At 59.0% G+C, this 17762-nt stretch carries 17 protein-coding genes and 1 pseudogene; 5 read left to right on the forward strand and 13 right to left on the reverse strand.

Annotated features, from left to right (window positions below):
* Positions 1 to 35 precede the first annotated feature (35 nt).
* The 8 genes and pseudogenes from QE453_RS00565 to aztA all read right to left on the reverse strand — a co-directional run bounded on the left by QE453_RS00565 (position 36) and on the right by aztA (position 8002).
* Positions 36 to 1031 (reverse strand): DctP family TRAP transporter solute-binding subunit, encoded by a 996-nt coding sequence (locus tag QE453_RS00565; protein WP_035210337.1) that lies wholly within the window; start codon positions 1029 to 1031, stop codon positions 36 to 38.
* A 22-nt stretch (positions 1032 to 1053) separates the two neighbouring features.
* Entirely contained in the window at positions 1054 to 1956 is a 903-nt protein-coding gene (locus tag QE453_RS00570; RefSeq protein ID WP_309776166.1) for an NAD(P)-dependent oxidoreductase, read from the reverse strand.
* A 12-nt stretch (positions 1957 to 1968) separates the two neighbouring features.
* The gene (locus QE453_RS00575) at positions 1969 to 2271 is read right to left on the reverse strand and encodes a putative quinol monooxygenase (RefSeq protein WP_034497555.1); all 303 of its coding nucleotides are present in this window, start codon (positions 2269 to 2271) and stop codon (positions 1969 to 1971) included.
* Between the two features lie 17 nt (positions 2272 to 2288).
* A pseudogene (locus QE453_RS00580) lies at positions 2289 to 3648 on the reverse strand (NAD(P)H-dependent oxidoreductase).
* A 258-nt stretch (positions 3649 to 3906) separates the two neighbouring features.
* Complete coding sequence (locus tag QE453_RS00585) at positions 3907 to 4920, reverse strand: LacI family DNA-binding transcriptional regulator (protein WP_309776904.1); 1014 nt, start codon at positions 4918 to 4920, stop codon at positions 3907 to 3909.
* Positions 4921 to 5277: 357 nt separating this feature from the next.
* Complete coding sequence (gene aztC, locus QE453_RS00590; RefSeq protein WP_309776167.1) at positions 5278 to 6303, reverse strand: zinc ABC transporter substrate-binding protein AztC; 1026 nt, start codon at positions 6301 to 6303, stop codon at positions 5278 to 5280.
* Between the two features lie 27 nt (positions 6304 to 6330).
* The gene (aztB, locus tag QE453_RS00595; protein ID WP_045531674.1) at positions 6331 to 7197 is read right to left on the reverse strand and encodes a zinc ABC transporter permease AztB; all 867 of its coding nucleotides are present in this window, start codon (positions 7195 to 7197) and stop codon (positions 6331 to 6333) included.
* A complete protein-coding gene (gene aztA, locus QE453_RS00600) occupies positions 7190 to 8002 on the reverse strand; it encodes a zinc ABC transporter ATP-binding protein AztA (RefSeq protein WP_136882950.1) in 813 nt (270 codons plus the stop codon). The genes aztB and aztA overlap by 8 nt, the downstream gene beginning before the upstream one ends.
* 339 nt (positions 8003 to 8341) lie before the next feature.
* Here aztA and zigA point away from each other — a divergent pair, with 339 nt between their 5' ends.
* Positions 8342 to 9547 (forward strand): zinc metallochaperone GTPase ZigA, encoded by a 1206-nt coding sequence (zigA, locus tag QE453_RS00605; protein WP_037093064.1) that lies wholly within the window; start codon positions 8342 to 8344, stop codon positions 9545 to 9547.
* 157 nt (positions 9548 to 9704) lie between these two features.
* Here the strand turns inward: zigA and QE453_RS00610 are convergent, their stop codons facing one another.
* The 3 genes from QE453_RS00610 to QE453_RS00620 all read right to left on the reverse strand — a co-directional run bounded on the left by QE453_RS00610 (position 9705) and on the right by QE453_RS00620 (position 11612).
* Complete coding sequence (locus tag QE453_RS00610; protein ID WP_309776168.1) at positions 9705 to 10142, reverse strand: YqaA family protein; 438 nt, start codon at positions 10140 to 10142, stop codon at positions 9705 to 9707.
* Between the two features lie 97 nt (positions 10143 to 10239).
* The gene (locus tag QE453_RS00615; protein WP_006700378.1) at positions 10240 to 10509 is read right to left on the reverse strand and encodes a hypothetical protein; all 270 of its coding nucleotides are present in this window, start codon (positions 10507 to 10509) and stop codon (positions 10240 to 10242) included.
* Complete coding sequence (locus QE453_RS00620) at positions 10506 to 11612, reverse strand: GTP-binding protein (protein WP_309776905.1); 1107 nt, start codon at positions 11610 to 11612, stop codon at positions 10506 to 10508. Before QE453_RS00620 ends, QE453_RS00615 begins: the two co-directional genes overlap by 4 nt.
* A 337-nt stretch (positions 11613 to 11949) precedes the next feature.
* Between QE453_RS00620 and ugpB the strand changes: the two genes are divergently transcribed.
* From ugpB to QE453_RS00640, 4 genes are all read left to right on the forward strand, one after another.
* Positions 11950 to 13260: a sn-glycerol-3-phosphate ABC transporter substrate-binding protein UgpB gene (gene ugpB / locus QE453_RS00625; RefSeq protein WP_169692189.1), complete on the forward strand. Its 1311-nt coding sequence runs from the start codon at positions 11950 to 11952 to the stop codon at positions 13258 to 13260.
* Positions 13261 to 13329: 69 nt separating this feature from the next.
* Positions 13330 to 14211, forward strand: a complete 882-nt coding sequence (gene ugpA, locus QE453_RS00630) for a sn-glycerol-3-phosphate ABC transporter permease UgpA (RefSeq protein WP_004445049.1) — start codon at positions 13330 to 13332, stop codon at positions 14209 to 14211.
* 10 nt (positions 14212 to 14221) lie between these two features.
* Entirely contained in the window at positions 14222 to 15070 is an 849-nt protein-coding gene (gene ugpE / locus QE453_RS00635; protein ID WP_309776169.1) for a sn-glycerol-3-phosphate ABC transporter permease UgpE, read from the forward strand.
* Positions 15070 to 16131, forward strand: coding sequence for a sn-glycerol-3-phosphate import ATP-binding protein UgpC (locus QE453_RS00640; protein WP_006700376.1), 1062 nt, complete (start codon positions 15070 to 15072; stop codon positions 16129 to 16131). The genes ugpE and QE453_RS00640 overlap by 1 nt, the downstream gene beginning before the upstream one ends.
* A 59-nt stretch (positions 16132 to 16190) precedes the next feature.
* Here the strand turns inward: QE453_RS00640 and QE453_RS00645 are convergent, their stop codons facing one another.
* Together QE453_RS00645 and QE453_RS00650 are read right to left on the reverse strand one after the other, a co-directional pair.
* Positions 16191 to 16934 (reverse strand): class I SAM-dependent methyltransferase, encoded by a 744-nt coding sequence (locus QE453_RS00645; protein ID WP_034496668.1) that lies wholly within the window; start codon positions 16932 to 16934, stop codon positions 16191 to 16193.
* 315 nt (positions 16935 to 17249) lie between these two features.
* Entirely contained in the window at positions 17250 to 17693 is a 444-nt protein-coding gene (locus QE453_RS00650) for a glyoxalase superfamily protein (RefSeq protein WP_309776170.1), read from the reverse strand.
* Positions 17694 to 17762: the final 69 nt, after the last annotated feature.

Raw genomic sequence — 17762 nt, forward strand, 5'->3', positions numbered from 1 at the left:
CCGGATCGAAACCCGGCCGTCCGTTTGCGGAAAGGTCAGTTCGTCTTGAGGAACGCCTGCGTCTTGTCGAAGAAGGCCTGATCCTTCACCAGAGCGGAGAATTTCGCCGAAAGGCCGGCCGCCACGGCCACGAAAGCCTTGCGCTCGTCATCGGTCAGCGCGTTCACCTCCATGCCGTTCTTTTTCAGCGTTTCCAGTGACTTGTCGATATCGGCAGCGTCGTTCTGCGCCTTCCAGGCCTCCGTTTCCACGGCAGCCTCCTTGAGCGCGGTCTTGAAGTTCTCATCAAGACCTTCAAAACGGGCAGGATTCATGCCCAGCACCCAGGCGTCGGCGATGTGGTTGCTGATCGTCAGGTATTTCTGCACCTCGTAGAGCTTGGCGCTGACCGGCACATTGACCGGATTTTCCTGCCCGTCGACCACCTTGAGCTGGAGGGCATTATAGACTTCGGCAAAAGCCATCGGCGTCGGGGCGGCCCCCATGGCGCCGAAGAATTCAACCCAGAGCGGATTGTTCGGCACCCGCAGCTTCATGCCCTTCAAATCGGCTGGGGATTTGATCGGCGCCCTCGAATTGGTGATCTGGCGCAGCGGCCGTGACCAGAGATCGAGCCCGAGAATGCCGATCTTGCTCAGATCGCTGGAAAGCTCCTTGCCGAGATCGCTGTCGAGATAGACCCGAAGCTGGTCGATATCGCGGAACTGGTAGGGGATGGCGATAGCTGTGAATTTCGGGTTGAACGTCGCGTAGAGCGATGTCGAATTCAGGAGCATGTCAAGCGAGCCGCCGGCAAGCTGCTTGACGCCCGCCGAAGGATCGCCGCCATAAAGCGTACCGTTGGGGAATACCTTGATCTTGAGCTTGCCGTCGGTCTTTTTTGAAACCAGTTCCGCGAACTTGTTGGCGGAAAGCGTGATTTCGGAATTGTCTGCATCCGGCGTCGACAGGGTCAGCGTCTCGGCCCTTGCAATCGATGCGACCAGCATGGTGGCGGCAAGGGCCAGCCCGTAAAGTTTTGAAATTTTCATGTGTTCCTCCCTTTGTTGTGTCTTAAACAGTTTCGAGCGTTCCTCCGAACGCATTCATGCGCTTAATTTCAAGGATCACACCGCTGTGATCAAGCTCGCCCGCGCCATGCTCGACCATGGAGCGAAACAGCCGGTCAACCTCCTCGCTGACCGGTAATGTCAGGCCGAGGCTTCTGGCGAAGGCCAGCGCCGTGGACGTATCCTTGACCTGATATTTCGCCGGCCCGCCGGGGCGGAAATCGCCCTCAACCATGCGTTTTCCGTGCTGACGGAAGACGGTGGAATCGGCAAATCCGCCAAGCAGGGCGTGGCGCACCTGTGCCGGGTCCGCTCCCCCTTCTTCCGCAAGGGTGAGAGCTTCGGCAACGGCGCAGATTGTCGAGGCGACGATCAGCTGATTGGCAAGCTTGGCCAGAGAGCCGCAGCCCACCGGCCCTACGTGCGTGACGCGGCCAAGAAAACCGAGGAGCGGCCGCAGCGCATCCACATCCCGCTGTTCACCCCCGGCCATGATGGCGAGCGTTCCTTCGATCGCTCCCTTTTCACCGCCGGACACGGGCGCATCGACATATCTGACGCCGCATGCCATGGCGGCTTCAGCCTGTTCCATTGCAATTTCAACGGGAATGGAACTCATGACCAGCAGAACCGCACCGGGCTTCATGGCTGAAACGATGCCCGGCGAACCGAGCAGAACATCGTTGCAGACCGGCCCGGAACTCAGCATGCAGAGCACCACATCCGCTTCGGCCGCAGCCTCGGCAGCCGTTACGGTCGGCTGCACGCCCTTCTCTGCCAGAACCGCAGCCTTGTCGGCACTGCGGTTCCAGGCCTTGACGGAAAACCCGGCCTCTGCCAGGCGCGCCGCCATGGGTGCGCCCATGATGCCCGTACCGATAACGGCGACCTGGCGGATGTCTGCCATCGTTCCCATCCTTCAAAGCCATTGCCGGTTCAGGAAGCGCACCGGCAGTTCTTCTTCGATAAGCGCCGGGAACGCCTCGCGGAAGCGGTCGAGATGCGGTGTCTTCAGGTGGTCGTCAAAAGCCTGTTTGTCGTCATAGACCTCGTAGAACACCACATTGTTTCCCGTTTCCGGCCGCACCACGTCGAATTGCCGGCAACCCGGTTCATCACGAACCGAATGGGTGGCATCATCACGCGCAGCGTCGAGAAAGGCCTCCATCGCGTCGGGTTTGACCCGAAATTCCGCTATCACCACGAAAGCCCCCTTCGACATGTCCTGATCCCCGCCCGTCACGCCGCAGCGTCCTTTTGCGGGCGGAAGCGGTTTTCCATATCCTGACGCAGCGTCACCACGTCGAGATCGTTGACCAGCTCCACATCGTCGAAGCTGACGATCTGGTCTTTCCTGATGGCGCGCTTCAGCTTGACGTTATGGGCGAGGCCGATCGGCAGCGCTTTCATGTCCAGGCTGCGGGTCGCTGGAATGGCGTTCGCCCAGACCGCATAACCGCCCTCGCCGTCCAGCATCTCGCCGGGCTGCATATCCTTCTTGGCGGTGGCGACGGCATCGCCGCGGAACTCCTTCGAGCAGCCGGTTGCCTCGTTTCGCAATACGGCAGAGAGCACGCTGATCGAGGTTTCGAGTCCGATGATATGAAACGGACGCCACATGGAGGCGTACCAGCCGGACGGATCGGTCAGCAGGCCATATTGCTTGAAGCAGGCGCGGGCATATTCATTATGCGCCTTGAACGTGACGAAGACGCCGTAACGGATGTTGTTGAACACCTCGCGTCCATCCGGTTCCTGGCTTGCGGCGATATCCACCAGGCCTGAACGGGCCATGCGGCCGCCATCGGCGGCGGGACGGAAAACACGGGCGAGATCGTGCAGGCCGGCGGGCGGGAAAGCCAGACCGTCATCCGGGGCAATCCAGCCCCGTACCATTGGCGACAGCCGCCATTTCGATGGCCGCCTTGGTGCCATCGGTGAAGGAATTATACATTTTCGGATTGAAGTCGCCCTTGGCCACTTCCTCGTCCGTCCAGCCGAAATATCCCCAGACCGTGTCCGGCGTCGAATAACGGTAACGCGGCTCGAAGTTCATGCCCTTGCCGGCGGAAACGACCTCGAAGCCGGTGGCGCGCGCCCAGTCGACAAGCTCGCAGATCAACGCCGGCTGGTCGCCGTAAGCCATGGAATAGATCAGGCCCCTGGCGCGGGCCTTTTCGGCAAGGATCGGGCCGACCATGACGTCGGCTTCGACATTGACCATGACGACGTGTTTGTTGTGGTCGATGGCGCCCAACGCGTGGCGGGCACCGGCCAGCGGATGGCCGGTGGCCTCGATGACGCATTCGATCTCACCGCAGGCGAAAAGCTCGTTCACGTCGTCGGTCACATAGGTCTTGCCGCTCTTCAGCGCCTCGGCGCAGCTCTTCGCATCGTAGCGCTCCTTCGGCCAGCCGACGCGATCCAGCGATTCCTTCGCCTTTCCGACATTGAGGTCCGCAACGGCGACCATGTGGAAACCGGCGATGCGCTGCGCCTGCGCCAGCACCATGGAGCCGAACTTGCCCGCGCCGATGAGACCGACGCGGACAGGCCTGCCGCCGGCCGCACGTTCTGACAGAAGAGAATAGAGGTTCATGTTTCATCATCCTTCGCTGGGGAAATTGCTGGCGAGAATGTCCAGTCAGCCCGGCGAAAACCATGCGATACCGCGGCTGCGAGGCTCCCCTCACGGCACCGGAGACATGGCAATCTGACGTTCCTCCCGAAGCCCGGCACACCTGTGCGCCGGCTCTCGCGGTCGCCTCCCAAAGCAACCTTGAGAACAGAGTAGGAGCGTTCAAATATTAGTTCTATTTAGAAAATCACATTTTTATTTTAGTTTTTCTAACGATCCTCAGGCCGATTTCCGCAGCATCAGATCGGCGCTGAGCAGGATGCGCTCCCGCATTCGGGTGGCATCGTCTGCCTCCTCGTTCAGTTTCTGAAACAGCAGCTCGATCGACAGCCTGCCGATCTCGTTGTAGTTCTGCGCCACGGTGGTGATGGGCGGGCAGGCATAACGCGCCAGCGGATGATCGTCGTGGCCAGCGACCCTCAGATCGCAATCGGCGCCGTGGCCGACCCTGATGCCCTTCTGAAAAGCCGCGGCGATGACGCCGAAGGCGATGCGGTCATGGGCGCACAGGATCGTCCGCGACGGCAGAAGCGTGCGCCGTTCCAGAAGCCGGCCTGCTTCCTCGAAAGCAAACCGTTCAAACTCCCATGTGATGTCGCCCGGGACGTTAATCACATGTGGCTCGAAGCCGAGCTGTTGCATGGCCTCCACATAGGCCGTGCGACGCGTGGCGGCATTGGTATTGACCTGCGGCATGTCGAAGAAACAGGGCGGTTCTCCCGACCGGCAGAGATAATCCACCATCAGTCCCACGCTCTGCCGGTTATCTGTGCCGACAAAGGCGGACGTCTCGTCGAGTGGCGAATCGACATAGACGATCGGGACAGTGGCCGCGAGTTGCTCCAGCGTAGCGCGATGGGATTTGACGCCAAGCGGCGCGATGATGGCACCCGCCACGTTCATCGACTTGAAGGTGCGGATGGCGCGGTCTTCGATTTCGGGCTTGCCGTCCGATGAAAGCACGAAGGCCAGAAACCCGGCTTCGCTGGCGATGAGCTCGATACGGCTCGTGAGCGCCATATAAAAGGGGTCGGTGGAACTCGGGATGATGATGCCGACGATGTTGGAACGGCGGCGGTTGAGGTTGACGGCGAAAATGTTCGGCCGAAACCCGGATTTCTTCAGCGCATCCTCGATGGCATCCCGCGTCTTCTTGCGGACCGAGGCCGGATCATTGAAGTATTTCGAAACGGTCGGGCGGGAAAGGCCGACAAACTCCGAAAACTCCTCCATCGTCCTGATAGATTTGGCCAAAGTGCTTGCCCCCATGAACGTCACAGGTGGCACTTTACATCGACGGGCCTTCGCACGAAAAGCCGGTTCGATGCGGTTATCAACGGCCAAACGATCAATCGGCCGCAAATTAGAGTTTTATAGTGGCCGGATCGGACAACTCGAAAGCTCCGGTCCGTCCCTGCCAGGGCGCAAGGTCGACGGGGGTCGACGGCCAGAACCGATGGCAAGCTCGAGCTCAGGCTCGGTCAGGCCCTTTCATCACGCCGATGACAGCAGGGTGATCCCGGCCTGAATGACACGAGCGAAATCAGGGTGGCCGAAGCCACCCTGAAACTTTTCGGCTGAACGGCGGTCTTATTGTCCGAGTACAGCGGCCGAGATGGTCTCGATATTGTGGTTGACCATGTCGATATAGGTCGCGGCCGGGCCATCGGCCGTGGAAAGCGCGTCGGAATAAAGCGTGCCGCCAATCTTCAGGCCGGTTTCGCTGGCGATCTGGTCGATCAGCCGCTTGTCGGTGATGTTTTCGACGAAGATGGCCGAAGCCTTGTCGTGTCTGACCTGGTCCACCAGCTTGGCGACATCGGCGGCAGAGGCTTCGGACTCCGTCGAGATGCCCTCCGGCGCGAGGAAATTCAGGCCATAGGCATGCTCGAAATAACCGAAGGCATCATGCGAGGTGATGATGACGCGCTTCTCCGGCGGGATCGCGGCGATCTCCGTCTTCACCTTCTCGTTCAGAGTGGCAAGCTTGGCGACATAGGCGTCGGAATTCGCGGTATAGGTCGCGCAGCCGGGTTTGTCGGCCTTGCAAAAGGCGCCGGCTATGTTCTTCACGTAGATTTGGGCATTCTTGATGGACTGCCAGGCATGGGGATCGTACTCGCCGTGATGGTGATGTCCTTCATGGCCATGGTCGTGATCGTGGGCGTCAGCCGTTTCGTGCTTGTGGCCGGCTTCCCCGGTCTTGTGGTCGTGAGCCTCCTCTTCCTCGGCCTCAGGATGGGCGTGGCCGGCGGGCTCGTCGGAAAGCCTGAGCGGCTCGACACCCTTGGTCAGCTCGACAACTGGCGCCTTCGTGCCGCTCGTTTCAATCAGCCGCTTCAGAAAGCCTTCGAATTCCAGGCCGTTGACCAGCACGACATCCGCCTTGCTGACGGCGACAGCATCGGCAGGGCGCGGCTCATAGACATGGGCATCGCCATCCGGCCCGACGAGCGTGGTGACCTCCACACGATCCCCACCGACATTTTTCGCGAAGTCGGCGATGATCGAGAAGCTGGCGACGACCTTCAGTTCGGCGGCGGAAGCCTGCGCCGTCAGAACCGGTGAGAGGGAAAGAAGACTGGCGTACGTGGCTAAGCGGAAAGTTTTGAACATTGGATTCTCCTGTTTAAAAGGCTGTTTTCAGGCCGCGCGGTGGCGGCCGGAACCGAGAAGATCGATGAGCACGCCGCGCGTGCCGAAGAGGATGGAGAGCGCATAGACGGCACCCGCCGAAAGGATGATCGCCGGGCCCGATGGCAGCGACGCGTGATAGGACAGGACAAGACCCGCAAAGCAGGACACCATGCCGATGCCGATGGAAATGAAGCACATGGGCGCGACGCGATTTGACCAGAAGCGGCTGGCGGCAGCCGGCAGCATCATCAGCCCGACTGAAAGCAGCGTTCCCAGCGCCTGAAAGCCACCCACGAGATTGAGCACGACGATGCCGAGGAAGAGGAAATGCACCGGGCTGCCCCATCTGCTGACCGAGCGCAGAAAGAGCGGATCGAGGCATTCCGCCACGAGCGCGCGCCAGAAGGTGATCATCACCGCAAGCGTAATGGCGCAGATGCCGCCGATCAGTCCGAGCGCCTCATTGTTCAGCGCCAGCACCGTGCCGAACAGAACGTGCATCAGGTCGACGCTGGAGCCACGCCATGAGACGAGCAGCACGCCGAGCGCCAGCGAAATCAGATAAAGCGCGGCGAGAGAGGCGTCCTCCTTCTGAACGGTGAAACGCGACACCGCGCCGGCCCCCAGCGCGACCACGAGGCCAACGACGAGCCCGCCAATCGTCATCGGCAGAATGTCCAGCCCATAAAACAGAAAGCCGACAGCAGCGCCCGGCAGGATGGCGTGCGACATGGCATCCCCCGTCAGGCTCATGCGGCGCAGCATCAGAAAAACCCCGACGGGACCGCAGCTGACCGCGAGGATCAGCGCACCGGCAAGCGCACGCTGCATGAAGACATACTGGATGAAAGGATCGATGAAGATATCAGCCATGGCTATTCGAATTCGCGTGGAAGTGGGCGTGGGCGTGCGGCGGCGCCGCCGGATCCGGAGGGAGCGGAGGGGAAGCCGGCGCGCACCAAGGCGCATTCGCCTCCCACGCCTCATGGAAATGTCGGGCCTGGCGAAGATTCTCCGCCTGCAGGACTTCAGCCGTTGGGCCAAGCCCGACCAGCCTTCGCGCCAGGAAAAGCGTCTGGGGAAAATGCTGCTGCACGAGCTGGTGATCGTGAAGTACGGCCAGAACGGTGCGCCCTTGCGCCACCCATGCCTTGATCAGCACCAGCAGGTCGGTCACCGTCCGCTCGTCGACGGCATTGAAGGGCTCATCGAGCAGAATGAGCTGCGCATCCTGCAGCATGGCCCGGGCAAAAAGGGCACGCTGCATCTGGCCACCCGAGAGGGAGTCGATATTTCGCCTTTCAAAACCGGACAGTCCGACCGCTTTCAGCGCTTGGTCGATCGCCGTCCGATCTTCGGAACGGTGTCGTCCGAGCAGGCCGCGTCTCGGCCAGAGACCGAGGGCCACAAGGTCTCGTACTTGAGCGGGAAAGGACCGGTCCAGCTCCGACTGTTGCGGCAGATAGGCGACGGAGATCGCCGAACTGACCCGACATTCGCCGCCAAGCGGCTTCAAAATGCCGGCAATGCCTTTCATCAACGTGGATTTTCCCGAGCCGTTGGCGCCGATAACGGCGGTAAGCGAGCCGCAGGCAATACTACCATTGAGATGGTGCACCGCCGCCCGGCCGGCATATCCAAGGGTCAGATTTGAGAAGATAAGGCACGGATCGTTCATCGATCCCTCCGGAAGCAGGATGTCATTCGATGACCCTTGATATGTAATGTTATTACATTCGTCAAACGAATATGTAATGAAATAACATTTACTGGTGGAGGCGGACTGGCACGCTGTCACCTCCGGCGGTAGGCCGTTGCTGGCAAACGGCGAATTATTCATCCGGACGCGTAACCACCACGCTCATGCCGAAGGCAATTTCTCGCTCACCTGTTGACATTCCCTGTATATGTAATGTTATTACGTTACATATGGTAACGATGCGCGCCGGATCGTTTCCCAATGGCCCGATGTGCCCGCCGAGGTCCACTCGAAACACGTTTACAAAACGAGGTCCAAATGTCGAAAAAACTACCCGTCACCGTGCTTTCCGGCTTTTTAGGCGCTGGCAAGACGACGCTTCTAAACCACATTCTCGCCAATCGCGATGGTTTGCGCGTGGCCTTGATCGTCAACGACATGAGCGAGATCAATATCGATGCGGCGCTGGTTCGTGACGGCGGGGCCAATCTCTCCCGAACCGAAGAGCAATTGGTGGAAATGACCAATGGCTGCATCTGTTGCACCCTGCGTGACGATCTTCTCAAGGAAGTGCGGGCGCTGGCGGAGCAGGACCGTTTCGACTATCTGCTGATCGAATCGACCGGCATCGCCGAGCCGCTTCCCGTCGCCGCGACGTTCGATTTCCGCGACGAGAATGGTCGCAGCCTTTCCGATGTTGCCCGGCTCGACACGATGGTGACGGTGGTGGACGCCGCCAATCTTCTCAACGATTACGGTTCGTCCGATTTTCTGGCCGACCGAGGCGAAACGGCGGGCGATGGCGACAACCGCACCATCGTCGATCTTCTGGTGGAGCAGATCGAATTCGCCGATGTCGTCGTGCTCAACAAGATCGGCACTGCAACGCCAGAGGAGCGGGATGCCGCCCGCAAGATCATCGTCGGGCTGAACCCCGATGCAAAAATCATCGAGGCCGATTTCGGCAAGGTGGCGCTGAAGGAGGTTCTGGGCACTGGCCGCTTCGATTTCGCCAGGGCCGAAGAACACCCTCTCTGGTTCAAGGAATTGCATGGTTTCAAGGACCACATTCCCGAAACCGAGGAATATGGCATTCGCTCTTTCGTCTATCGTGCCAAAAAGCCTTTCGACCCCGTGCTGTTCCAGCGTTTCATCGATCGCGCCTGGCCGGGGGTCGTGCGCGCCAAGGGTTTTTTCTGGCTGGCGACGCGGCCGCGTTATGTGGGAGAGATCAGCCAGGCCGGCGCCCTGGTTCGCACCGGCAAGATGGGTCTCTGGTGGTCCGCCGTGCCGAAAGAGCAATGGCCGCGCGAAAAGCAGTTCCTTGATATGATGAAGCCCTATCTCGACCCGGTCTTCGGCGACCGCCGGCAGGAAATCGTCTTCATAGGTTCCGATCCAATGAATGAAGCCCGCATCCGCGCCCAGCTCGATGCCTGCCTGATAGACACGGATGCCTTCACGCCCGATGCCTGGCGGCACCTGCCCGATCCTTTCGCCAGCTGGGACCGGCAGGCGGCTTGAGCGGTAGCTACCGATGCAGGGCAGCCGCGAACCCTCATCCCGGACAAGGTCCGGGCACAGCGCGGTCAAGTTCTTGATCGCGAAAAACTCTTTTCACGGCGCAGACGCGCCGTGGCTGGATATGCCGGATCCAGTCCGGCATGACGGAGGAGAAGCTTCATGAAAAATTCAACGTTACCATCGCGAGCACCACGTATCGCCCGACCTTCGCGATGGTGACCAGCAGCAGAAACACCGGCAGCGGCTCTTTCATGATGCCGGCCGCAACCGTTAGAGGGTCCCCGATGATTGGCGCCCAGCTGAGCAGCAGGGACCATTTGCCGTAACGCCGGTACCAGTTCTGCGCCCGTTGCAGCGCAGCCTGCCCGACCGGGAACCAACGTTCATGTCGAAAACGTTCGATGCCACGGCCAAGCAGCCAGTTGGCGAAGGACCCGGCGACATTGCCGACACTCGCCACGACGACCAGCAGCCAGACGGGCTGGGATTTCAGAAGAATGAGCCCCGCAAGCGCCGCCTCCGACTGCATGGGCAGGATGGTCGCCGCAATGAACGCCGTCAGAAACAAACCCGCATATACAGCCAGATCGGCCATTCCGTGCCCTTCATCATCCGCGAATCCCATCGCTGTCCCTGAAGTGGCGGATAAGGGCCGCGGCGGTCAAGCGGCTCTGCCGCGTGGAGGCGGGTTCTCAAGCTGAATTCGCGGCAATGGCGCGCACAATATCGTCATGATCCACCGCGAGAAGCGCCTTGTGGATGGATAATTGCCGGGTCGTACCGGAAACGGCGAGGATGACGATCACCGTTTCCCGTGGCGGGCAATCCGGCAGCGCGCAGGAAAGCTCGCTGACGGTAATACTGTCTTCCGGCTTGAGTTGCAGCAAATCGCGTGACCATTGCTTCAGAAGACGCGCGTGCGAGATGATCGCGGAGCCACTGCGTGCAAGCGGATTGTTCATGCCCTGCCCTTCCGCCTTGCCTGCGCGGCCAATGTGTCGAAAAGCTCGCGAATGGGCTTTTGCGGCATGTCCATGCCGATCAGCACGATACGTGTCGAACGATCTTGATCCGGCCAGCGCTCCAGGCGGGTAAGCGGATAAAGCCGATGCTGCACCGCGTGGGCGACAACCGGTCGCTCCGGATCATCCGTCGCCCCGAAAATTCCCTTGAGCCGCAGAAGACCGGAATGCACGTTGCTGGTGACGAGCTCGAGAAAAGTCACAATCGCCTGGGGGTCAAAAACCCCGTCAAAGGTGAGATTGAAGGCCTCGACCCCGACGCCGTGGCGGTTGACATCGTGCTGATGGGCCGCATGATGGCTAAGCCTGTCGGCCGCGAGCCATGCAGGCGCATCCTCCGGCTTGCCACACAACGAATAATCCGATGCGTTGAACAACGACATCAGATCGAAATCGGCTGCATTGCGATCATGAAACGAGGCTGCGGGATTGAGATCGGCGAGGCTTTCGCGGTCCAGCGTCGCGTCATCGGCCAGATCGGTCTTCGTCAAAACGATGTGGTCGGCAAAGGCAAGCTGTTTCCAGCCCTCAATGAAGCTGTTGAGCATCGGCGGGCCCGAGACAACGTCGAAAGCCGTCACCACACCCGAAAGATGAAAATGCCGGGCGACGATGTGATCCCGCAGGCCCAGCGCCGGTGTGCCGCCGGCGATGAGGCTGTTGATGATCGGCGCAGGATCGGCAAGACCGGTGGTTTCGATGACAACCCGCGAGACATCAGGCATTATCCCTTCCAGAATGGCCTGATGCAGTTCGTAAAGCGAGGTGCGGATATCGCTCGTGGCGGTGCAGCAGATGCAACCCGTCGTCGTTCTGAAATATCGTTCGGAACCCGTCCGCACCAGACCGTGATCGATGGGCACCGAGCCGAATTCGTTGACGATCACGGCCGCATCCCGCATGGCCGGCTCAGCCAGAAGCGCGTTCAGCAAGGTGGTCTTGCCTGCACCGAGAAAGCCGGTAAGCAGGGTAACCGGCACCGTTCCCAAAGATGGCAGGCCAGCCGAATCGTCCCTGCGCTCAACCGCCTTTTTCCGCTTCAATTCGAACACATCCACCTCTTCGCCCGCACAAATTCACAGCAATACAATACGTAATGTAATAACATATCACTGGCAACTATTGGATTTCGACAGGAGCGAATCCAGTGGAGACACGCGCCGGTGGCCAAGCGCATGAAAAAACCGCGGAACGAAGGAAATGGAATAATAAATCCGTTTCCTTCACTTTCGTTTTAATCGTTCCACGTTCTATTGCATTTTCGTTAGAGTTCGCTTTTAATCGGCGATGCTAATACAGAAAAGATCGCCCGCAGCCATATCGAGGAGGATAGGCTGCAATTAAGGGGCTGTATCTTTTACTGTTTTCATAATGGGAGGAATCGCCTTGAAAAAACTCAGCTACCGCCTTGCTGCGGCATCCGCGCTTTCGTTTTTTGTCACATCGAATGCATATGCTGTGACTGAGATCCAGTGGTGGCACGCCATGACCGGCGCCAACAACGAAGTCGTGGATTCGCTTGCCAAGGAATTCAACGACAGCCAGAAAGACTACAAGGTCATGCCCGTCTTCAAGGGCACCTATCCCGAAACCCTGAACGCCGGCATCGCCGCCTTCCGCGCCAAGCAGGCGCCTGCCATCATTCAGGTCTTCGATGCCGGCTCCGGTGTCATGATGGGTGCTGCGGGCGCCATCAAACCGGTAGCGGACGTGCTGAAGGAAGGCGGCTACACCTTCAACAAGGATGAATATCTGGCAGGCATCGTCGCCTATTATTCCAAGCCTGACGGCACCATGCTGTCCTTCCCCTATAATTCGTCCTCGCCGATCCTCTATTACAACAAGGATATCTTCCAGAAGGCCGGCCTCGATGCCGCCAACCCGCCGAAGACCTGGCCGGAAGTTTTCGATGCCGCCAGGAAGATCAAGACCAGCGGTGCCGCGCAATGTGGTTTCACCTCCACCTGGTTGACCTGGATCCAGACCGAAAACTTCGCCGCGTGGAACAACGTCTCCTATGGCAGCAATGAAAACGGTCTCGGCGGCACCGATGTGAAGCTCGCCGTCAATGCGCCGCTCTTTGTCGAGCATTTCCAGGCGATTGCCGATCTGGCGAAAGACGGTGTCTTCCGTTATGGCGGCCGCACTTCGGAAGCCAAGCAGCTCTTCATGTCCGGCGAATGCGGTATTCTGACCGAATCCTCCGGCGGCCTTGGAGATATCATCAAGACCGGAATGAATTACGGCATCGGCCAGCTTCCCTATTATGAGGGCCATGGCCCGCAGAACACCATCCCGGGCGGCGCCAGCCTCTGGGTCTTCGGTGGCAAGAGCGATGCCGAATATAAGGGCGTAGCGGAGTTCTTCCACTTCCTCTCCCAGACCAAGATCCAGTCTCGCCTGCATCAGGTCTCTGGCTATATGCCGGTCACGATCGCAGCCTATGAGGAAACCAAGAAATCCGGCTTCTACGACAAGAACCCCGGCCGTGAAACGCCGCTGCTGCAGATGATGGGCAAACCGCCGACAGAAAACTCCAAGGGTGTGCGTCTCGTGAACCTGCCGCAGGTGCGCGACATCATGAACGAGGAGTTCGAGGCGATGCTGGCAGGCAAGCAGGATGCGAAGGCAGCGCTCGACAAGATAGTCCAGCGCGGCGACGCGGCCATCAAACAGGCCGCCGGCAATTAAACGATCCCCTGCCCCGCCCGCATCCTCTGACAGATGCGGGCGGCATTTCCATGTCATCAGGAGATCGCCGTGCAAAGCGTCGTATTCCCCAACAAGATCCTGCCCTATCTGCTGGTCGCCCCGCAGATCATCCTCACGGTGATCTTTTTCTTCTGGCCGGCCAGCCAGGCGCTCTATCAGTCCACCATGCGCGAGGATGCCTTCGGGCTGAACAGCAATTTCGTCGGCCTGGCGAATTTTTCCGCGGTACTTTCTGATGAAAGCTACCTCAACTCGCTGCAGGTCACCGTCGTTTTCAGCATCCTCACCGCGCTTGTCTCCATGGGGCTGGCGCTGCTGCTGGCAACGGCGGCAGACAGGGTGGTGCGCGGCAAGGGCTTTTACCGCACCATGATGATCATGCCATATGCCGTCGCGCCGGCGGTGGCCGGCATGTTGTGGCTTTTCATGTTCAATCCGGCCATGGGAACCTTCTCTTATATCCTGCGTCGCAACGGCATCATGTGGGACCCGCTGCTCAACGGCAATCAGGCCATGCTGCTCGTCGTCGCGGCGGCTGCGTGGAAACAGATCAGCTACAATTTCCTGTTTTTTGTCGCGGGCTTGCAGGCAATTCCTAAATCATTGCTGGAGGCCGCCTCCATTGATGGCGCGCGCGGTTCGCGGCGCTTCTGGACCATCGTTTTCCCTCTGCTTGCGCCGACCACCTTCTTCCTTCTGGTCGTCAACACGGTCTACGCCTTCTTCGACACCTTCGGCATCATCCATGCGGTGACCGGCGGCGGCCCCGCAAAGGCGACGGAAACGCTGGTTTACAAGGTCTATAATGATGGCTTCGTGAACCTCAATCTCGGCTCATCCGCCGCGCAATCCGTGATCCTGATGGTGATCGTCATCGCGCTCACCGCCTTCCAGTTCCGCTTCGTCGAGAAGCGCGTGCATTACGGCTGAGGACGTCCTGATGATTGAAAATCGCCCCATCGCACGCGTGATTGCCCATCTGATGCTGGTGCTCGGCATCATCATCGTGGCCTTTCCGATCTACTACACCTTCATCGCTTCCTCGATGACGTCGAACGACATCATCCGGCCGCCCATGTCGCTGCTGCCAGGCGGCCGTCTCGGAGAAAACTATACCGACGCCATGGTTGGCGGCGTGGAAAGGGTCGTCGGCGTCAGCCTCGAACGGCTGCTGTTCAACAGCTTCGTCGTGGCGCTGGCCATCGCCATCGGCAAGATCATCATCTCGTTCCTGTCCGCCTTCGCCATCGTTTTCTTCCGCTTTCCCTTCCGCATGGGCTTTTTCTGGATGATCTTCATCACGCTCATGCTGCCGGTGGAAGTACGCATCCTGCCCACCTACAAGGTCATCGTCGATCTGGGCCTGATCGACACCTATGCGGGGCTCACCCTGCCGCTGATGGCTTCAGCCACGGCGACCTTTCTCTTCCGGCAATTCTTTCTGACAATTCCCGGTGAAATGGTGGAAGCGGCGCGCATCGACAATGCGGGTCCGTTCCGTTTCATGCGCGATATCCTGCTGCCGCTGTCGAAGACCAATATCGCGGCACTTTTCGTGATCCTCTTCATCTACGGCTGGACGCAATATCTCTGGCCGCTGCTCGTGACCAACGACGCAAAGATGAACACGATCATCATCGGCCTCAAGCGCATGGTGGATTTTACCGATGCCTCGACGCCCTGGAATTATGTGATGGTGACGGCGATCCTCGCCATCATCCCCCCTGTTATCGTTGTGGTGCTGATGCAGCGCTGGTTCGTCAAAGGTTTGGTGGAGACCGAGAAGTAATGGCAAAAATTGCGCTGAAAGACGTCCGCAAGGTTTATGGCGGCAATGTCGAAGCCATCAAGGGCGTATCGATGGACATCGCCGATGGCGAAATGATCGTGCTCGTCGGTCCCTCCGGCTGCGGAAAATCCACCCTGCTGCGCATGATCGCCGGTCTGGAAGGCATTTCCGGCGGCCAGATCGTCATCGGCGACCGCGTCGTCAACGATCTGGAACCCTCAGACCGCGACATTGCCATGGTGTTCCAGAACTACGCGCTCTACCCGCATATGACGGTGCGCCAGAACCTTGCCTATGGCCTGAAGAACCGCAACACGCCGAAGGAGGAGATCGAGCGGCGTATCACGGAGGCGGCCAAGGCTCTCGAAATCGAACAATTCCTGGAGCGCAAGCCGCGTCAGCTTTCCGGCGGCCAGCGCCAGCGTGTGGCCATGGGCCGCGCCATCGTGCGCAAGCCCGCGGCATTCCTGTTCGACGAGCCGCTTTCCAACCTCGACGCCAAGCTGCGCGTGCAGATGCGCGTCGAAATCCGCCGCCTGCAGCGCTCTCTCGCCACGACAAGCGTTTACGTGACCCACGACCAGATGGAAGCCATGACGCTGGCCGACCGGCTGGTGGTGCTGAATGCCGGCCGCATCGAGCAGATGGGCACGCCGATCGAGCTTTACGAAAAACCGGCCACGACCTTTGTCGCCACCTTCATCGGCTCGCCCTCGATGAACCTGCTGAACCACGGGACGGCGACGGCCAACGGCTCTTCCGGTTGGTCGGTGATAGAAAGCACGGCACTGCCGCAAGGTGCTGCCACGCTCGGCATCCGCCCGGAAGACATCACCCTTGCCAGTGAGGCACCCACCGACGCTGCATTTACCGGCACCGTGCAGGTGGACGCCGTGGAACTGGTGGGTGCGGAAAGTTACGTGCACGGCTCCTTCGCCGACGGCACCACCATCGTCTTCCGCGTCCACGGCCGCTCACAACTGCGCATCGGCGAAACGCTGAAAATCGCCGCCCAGGCAAAGGATTTCCATCTGTTCGATTCGGCGGGGAAGCGGATTTAAGCCACTGCGGGATGCCATTACTGCGACGTCCAGCATCTAAGTAATGGCGTCCCGTCGTGTTAGCCGCCCTTTCTCGCTGTGAAATGAAAGGTAAGGACATCACCTTGATAATGCTCGGAAAGCAAAACGTCCTTCATTCCGTTCCGACTGAACGCCGCGAGGATGGCGACAGGATCATATTCCGACATTCGCATTGAAAGTGTATTCCAGCCTTTTCCACGCAGGAATCTGTATGTTGCCGCCAGCACTGGCACATTGTGGCGCAGGTGATAGCGTAGACGGTCTGACAAGCGGCGTTCAGGCCGTTTGACGCTCGCCTGGAGAATGGCGACACCGCTGGGGCCGACCTTAGACAGCAACTTGTCGATCAGCATCACTCCCCTCCTGGCATCTACGTGCTGGAGAACGATATAGCTGAGGACGAGGTCAAATTCGCCCGAAGCGTGACTTAAATCGTCGTCTGAAGGGACCATTTCGACATTTTTGACATTGTATAACTGGCAGTTCTTAACGGCTTCGGCACGCATGTCTGGAGATAGTTCAACGCCGATTACGGTTTCAAAACGGGATGCAAGCGGTATGCTCATTCGAGCCACCCCGGCACCGAACTCAAGAACACGTCCTTTACCCAACGGCCCGAAATACTGTTCCGCACGACCCAGCATCCAAGAGACATTGGCTTCCCCGGTTGCGAAGAATTCCCCCTTCGTTGCCTCGATATTTGAAGTGTGAAATCGGTCTTCGGAATACACGCCGTAATATGGGTTTTTCCTGCCCCATTCCAGCCACTGCGTATCGCTCATAAAATCCCTCAAACATAAGCAGACAATAATATTTATATATCCACTATTCAATACAATAACAGATATTACTTTGCAAAACAAATACATCAACAATAAATGCTATTAATAACACACAAGCACAACCAAAATATATATTATATATACTCGGACGAGCACTGACGTGTATTAAGGGGGGGCGGTGCGGAAAGACGCGGTGAAGCAAACATCGCAAATTTCGACTGAACCCCCTTTCAGTTTTGAAATGAAAAGGGGTTCAAAAGCCTGAAATCCCGTGCTTCGCCACCATGAACGGCGACCAACCAAGGGAGCGCCAACCTACCAGACGAGTTCCACCTGCGGCCGGCCATTGGAAGTTTTCTCCAGGGTGCGGCCTGAGGTATCAACATTGCAATGAACGCGCTGGCGGAAAGCGGAGAAGCTTTCGAAGGTCACGACATCCACGGGATCATCGAGATGCAGGGTCAGCCGGTAACGTTCGGGATCCCCGCCGAGCGCCTGCACGCCCAGAACGGAGGCCACGAAAGGCTGCCCGAGGTAAAAACCTTCCACCCTCGAACCCAGAAGATGGGGATTGAAGGCGGGACGATTTCCCGCGGCGGCATGTAGCGTATTCCAGTCGCGGAAGCCATATTGTGCGGCGATGAGTTCCAACGCCTTTGAATGGGTGATTGACTGCCCCTCATCCTCAAGAGCGGCACGCAGGCGCTTTGCCTGTTCTTTCAGCCCCTCAAGTGCGGGAAGCGGTTTGGACACGTTCATAACGGTTCTCCAACATGTGCATGCCGAATGTTCCGAAGGGGGTCCGCGTTGCCATCGACGACATGCAAA

This window comes from Agrobacterium sp. SORGH_AS_0440, from assembly GCF_031453135.1.
Taxonomy (GTDB): domain Bacteria; phylum Pseudomonadota; class Alphaproteobacteria; order Rhizobiales; family Rhizobiaceae; genus Agrobacterium; species Agrobacterium pusense.

Excerpts from the sequence above, each read along its gene's own strand:
- QE453_RS00565 (WP_035210337.1), bottom strand. The coding sequence starts at position 1,031 with ATGAAAATTTCAAAACTTTACGGGCTGGCCCTTGCCGCCACCATGCTG.
- QE453_RS00570 (WP_309776166.1), bottom strand. The coding sequence starts at position 1,956 with ATGGCAGACATCCGCCAGGTCGCCGTTATCGGTACGGGCATCATGGGC.
- QE453_RS00575 (WP_034497555.1), bottom strand. The coding sequence starts at position 2,271 with ATGTCGAAGGGGGCTTTCGTGGTGATAGCGGAATTTCGGGTCAAACCC.
- QE453_RS00585 (WP_309776904.1), bottom strand. The coding sequence starts at position 4,920 with ATGGAGGAGTTTTCGGAGTTTGTCGGCCTTTCCCGCCCGACCGTTTCG.
- aztC (WP_309776167.1), bottom strand. The coding sequence starts at position 6,303 with ATGTTCAAAACTTTCCGCTTAGCCACGTACGCCAGTCTTCTTTCCCTC.
- aztB (WP_045531674.1), bottom strand. The coding sequence starts at position 7,197 with ATGGCTGATATCTTCATCGATCCTTTCATCCAGTATGTCTTCATGCAG.
- aztA (WP_136882950.1), bottom strand. The coding sequence starts at position 8,002 with ATGAACGATCCGTGCCTTATCTTCTCAAATCTGACCCTTGGATATGCC.
- zigA (WP_037093064.1), top strand. The coding sequence starts at position 8,342 with ATGTCGAAAAAACTACCCGTCACCGTGCTTTCCGGCTTTTTAGGCGCT.
- QE453_RS00610 (WP_309776168.1), bottom strand. The coding sequence starts at position 10,142 with ATGGCCGATCTGGCTGTATATGCGGGTTTGTTTCTGACGGCGTTCATT.
- QE453_RS00615 (WP_006700378.1), bottom strand. The coding sequence starts at position 10,509 with ATGAACAATCCGCTTGCACGCAGTGGCTCCGCGATCATCTCGCACGCG.
- ugpE (WP_309776169.1), top strand. The coding sequence starts at position 14,222 with ATGATTGAAAATCGCCCCATCGCACGCGTGATTGCCCATCTGATGCTG.
- QE453_RS00640 (WP_006700376.1), top strand. The coding sequence starts at position 15,070 with ATGGCAAAAATTGCGCTGAAAGACGTCCGCAAGGTTTATGGCGGCAAT.
- QE453_RS00645 (WP_034496668.1), bottom strand. The coding sequence starts at position 16,934 with ATGAGCGATACGCAGTGGCTGGAATGGGGCAGGAAAAACCCATATTAC.
- QE453_RS00650 (WP_309776170.1), bottom strand. The coding sequence starts at position 17,693 with ATGAACGTGTCCAAACCGCTTCCCGCACTTGAGGGGCTGAAAGAACAG.